We start from the raw sequence: 3,483 nt of genomic DNA on the forward strand, positions 1-3,483 counted from the left end.
CGCCTTCGCGGGGCCGGCTGGCCGGTCCCGCGCCCCCGCCCCGAAGCGGCGCCGAGACGCCGCCCCGGCGGGGGCCCTCCCGATATCGGACAAAGACGACACAACGGGGCTTCAACGCATGTCCGACACCGCTGCCGATCCCAGGCTGCTGCGCGCGCCGCCGAAGAAAGGATTCCGCCTCTCCTGGGCCGATGAAAGGCTGCGCTCGATCGTCTGGCAGGTGCTGGTGCTGGGCGTGGTCATCGCCATCATCGCCTGGCTGGTCGGCAACACGCAGCACAATCTCGAGGTCCGGCGCATCGCCACCGGCTTCGGCTTCCTCGAGCGCGAGGCGGGCCTGCCGGTCGCCGAGAGCCTGATCCCCTACAGCCCCACCGACACCTATGCCCGGGCCCTGATGGTCGGCGTGCTGAACACGCTGAAGATCGCCGTGGTGGGCGTGGTGCTGGCGACCCTCTTCGGCACGCTGCTCGGCATCGCCCGGCTGTCGAAGAACTGGCTGCTCTCCCGCATCGCCGCCGCCTATGTCGAGGTGGTGCGCGACCTGCCGCTGCTGCTGCAGCTGCTGTTCTGGTACGCCATCCTGCAGGGCCTGCCCGGGCCGCGCCAGGCGCTGCACCCGATGGAGGGCGTGTTCCTCTCCAATCGCGGGCTGAAGCTGCCCTGGATCCAGTGGCAGGACGCGCACAGCTTCGCCCTGCTGGGCTTCGTGGCCGGCATCGTGCTGACGGTGTTCTATGCCCGCGCCGCCCGCGCCCGGCAGATGGCCGATGGCCAGCCCCGCCGCGTCTGGCCGGCGGCGCTCGGCCTCATCATCGGCCTGCCGCTGGCGATCTGGGCCGGGCTCGGCGCCCCCTGGACCGGCGACATCCCGGCGCTGCGCGGCTTCAACTTCCAGGGCGGCCTGACCATCACCCCGGAGTATTTCGCGCTGCTGATCGGGCTGGTGATGTACACCGCCGCCTTCATCGCCGAGATCGTCCGCGCCGGCATCCTGGCGGTGGCCAAGGGCCAGTGGGAGGCGGCCGAGGCGCTCGGCCTGCCGCGCGGGCTGATCATGCGCAAGATCGTGCTGCCGCAGGCGCTGCGCGTGATCGTGCCGCCGATGACCAGCCAGTACCTGAACCTGACCAAGAACTCCTCGCTGGCGGTGGCGATCGGCTACCAGGACATCGTCTCGATCGCCAACACGACGCTGAACCAGACCGGCCAGGCGATCGAGGGCATCGCCATCATCATGGCGGTCTACCTGACCATCAGCCTGTCGATCAGCCTGTTCATGAACTGGTACAACGCGCGCATCGCGCTGGTGGAGCGCTGAGCCATGGCCCCTCGCAAGCTGCCGATTTCTTCCGGTTTCGCTGGCCTGACGGCCAGCCGGGCCTTGTTGGCGCGCCTCGCGCCGGTGGAGCGCTGAGCCATGGCCGAGATCGCCGCCGAAGCCTCCGCCCCGCGCCCGGCCCAGGACGCCGCCCTGGCGCCGCGCCGCCCGCCCCTGCTGGCGGTCGGACCGGTCGCCTGGGCGCGGGCCAATTTGTTCTCGGGCTGGCTGTCCACCGCCGTCACCCTGGCGCTGCTGTACCTGCTGGCCCGCTGGACCATGGGCTTCATCGACTGGGCCTTCCTCAACGCCATCTGGTCGGTGCCGATGGTCAATGGCACGGCGCAGACCCAGGCCTGCCGCGCCCTGCAGGGCAGCGGCGCCTGCTGGGCGGTGATCGGGGAGAAGCACCGCTTCATCCTGTTCGGCACCTACCCCTATGAGGAGCACTGGCGCCCGGCGCTGTGCGTCCTGCTGTTCATCGGCCTCTACATCGTCTCCGCCATGCGCCGCTTCTGGCGCCCGGCGCTGGCGGTGATCTGGGTGGCCACGCTGGTGGTGATCGGCGTGCTGATGTGGGGCGGCGTGCTCGGCCTGTCCTATGTGCCGCAGGAGCGCTGGGGCGGGCTGGTCATCACCCTGATCCTGTCCACCTTCGGCATCGCCTTCGCCTTCCCGCTGTCGATCCTGGTGGCGCTCGGCCGGCGCTCGCGCATGCCGGCCATCAAGCTGCTCTGCATCCTCTATGTCGAGCTGATCCGCGGCGTGCCGCTGATCTCGCTGCTGTTCATGGCCAGCGTCATGTTCCCGCTCTTCCTCCCGGAAGGCATCAACATCGACAAGCTGCTGCGCGCGCAGATCGCCATCATCCTCTTCGCCGCCGCCTATCTGGCCGAGGTGGTGCGCGGCGGCCTGCAGGCCCTGCCCAAGGGCCAGTACGAGGCGGCCGAGGCGCTCGGCCTGTCCTACTGGCAGAAGACCGGCTTCATCATCCTGCCCCAGGCGCTGCGGCTGGTGATCCCGCCGCTGGTGAACACCTTCATCGGCTTCTTCAAGGACACCTCGCTGGTGCTGATCATCGGCATCTTCGACCTGCTGACCGCCGGCAAGACGGCGATCGTCGAGCCCGCCTGGCAGGGCTTCGGCATCGAGGTCTATGTCGTCGTCGGCCTGATCTACTTCGTCTTCTGCTTCGCCATGTCCCGCTACAGCCAGAACCTCGAGGCGGAGCTGAACCGCCACCGGGTGCGCTGAGCATGCCCCGCCACAACACCGAGACCCAGGGACCGCACCCAGCATGAGCGCCACCATGGATGTCGCGGGCGAAGGCCCGCACCTCGCCTCCGCCCTGCGCACCGACGCGCCGCCGGCGATCCTGCTCGACAAGGTCAACAAGTGGTACGGCGCCATGCACGTGCTGCGCGACGTGTCGCTGACCGTCGGCAATGGCGAGCGCGTCGTGGTCTGCGGGCCGTCCGGCTCCGGCAAGTCCACCATGATCCGCTGCATCAACCGCCTCGAGCAGCACCAGGAGGGGCGGATCGTCGTCGACGGCATGGAGCTGACCGACGACACCCGCAGCCTGGACGCCATCCGCCGCGAGGTCGGCATGGTGTTCCAGAGCTTCAACCTGTTTCCGCACCTGACCATCCTGGAGAACTGCACCCTGGCACCCATCTGGGTCCGCCGGATGCCGAAGAAGGATGCCGAGGAGCTGGCGATGCAGTACCTGACCCGGGTGAAGATCCCGGAGCAGGCGCGCAAATATCCCGGCCAGCTCTCCGGCGGCCAGCAGCAGCGCGTGGCCATCGCCCGCGCGCTCTGCATGAAGCCCAAGATCATGCTGTTCGACGAGCCGACCTCGGCGCTCGACCCGGAGATGATCAAGGAGGTGCTCGACACCATGGTGGGCCTGGCCGAGACCGGCATGACCATGGTCTGCGTCACGCACGAGATGGGCTTCGCCCGCCAGGTCGCCGACCGCGTGGTGTTCATGGACCGCGGCGAGGTGGTCGAGGCCGGCGTGCCCGACCAGATCTTCAACGACCCGAAGACGGACCGGCTGAAGGGCTTCCTCAGCCAGATCCTGCGCGGCCACTGAGCCCGGAGGCGGGAGGGCGGCGCCCTCCCGCGCCCGGCCGGGGCGCGGCGTCCCGGCCGCC

At 69.4% G+C, this 3,483-nt stretch carries 3 protein-coding genes; all 3 read left to right on the top strand.

Annotated features, from left to right (window positions below):
* The first annotated feature begins 118 nt into the window (after window positions 1–118).
* The 3 genes from HMPREF0731_RS13740 (at window position 119) to HMPREF0731_RS13750 (ending at window position 3,422) form a co-directional block, all read left to right on the top strand.
* Window positions 119–1,321, top strand: coding sequence for an amino acid ABC transporter permease (locus HMPREF0731_RS13740; protein WP_007004753.1), 1,203 nt, complete (start codon window positions 119–121; stop codon window positions 1,319–1,321).
* A gap of 99 nt (window positions 1,322–1,420) precedes the next feature.
* Window positions 1,421–2,575 (top strand): amino acid ABC transporter permease, encoded by a 1,155-nt coding sequence (locus HMPREF0731_RS13745; RefSeq protein WP_007004754.1) that lies wholly within the window; start codon window positions 1,421–1,423, stop codon window positions 2,573–2,575.
* Window positions 2,576–2,618: 43 nt separating this feature from the next.
* On the top strand, window positions 2,619–3,422 hold the full coding sequence (locus HMPREF0731_RS13750) for an amino acid ABC transporter ATP-binding protein (RefSeq protein WP_007004755.1): 804 nt from the start codon (window positions 2,619–2,621) through the stop codon (window positions 3,420–3,422).
* The last annotated feature ends 61 nt before the right edge of the window (window positions 3,423–3,483 follow it).

Source organism: Pseudoroseomonas cervicalis ATCC 49957, from assembly GCF_000164635.1.
Taxonomy (GTDB): domain Bacteria; phylum Pseudomonadota; class Alphaproteobacteria; order Acetobacterales; family Acetobacteraceae; genus Pseudoroseomonas; species Pseudoroseomonas cervicalis.

Coding starts and splice junctions, on each gene's coding strand:
- HMPREF0731_RS13740 (WP_007004753.1), top strand. CDS start 119: ATGTCCGACACCGCTGCCGATCCCAGGCTGCTGCGCGCGCCGCCGAAG.
- HMPREF0731_RS13745 (WP_007004754.1), top strand. CDS start 1,421: ATGGCCGAGATCGCCGCCGAAGCCTCCGCCCCGCGCCCGGCCCAGGAC.
- HMPREF0731_RS13750 (WP_007004755.1), top strand. CDS start 2,619: ATGAGCGCCACCATGGATGTCGCGGGCGAAGGCCCGCACCTCGCCTCC.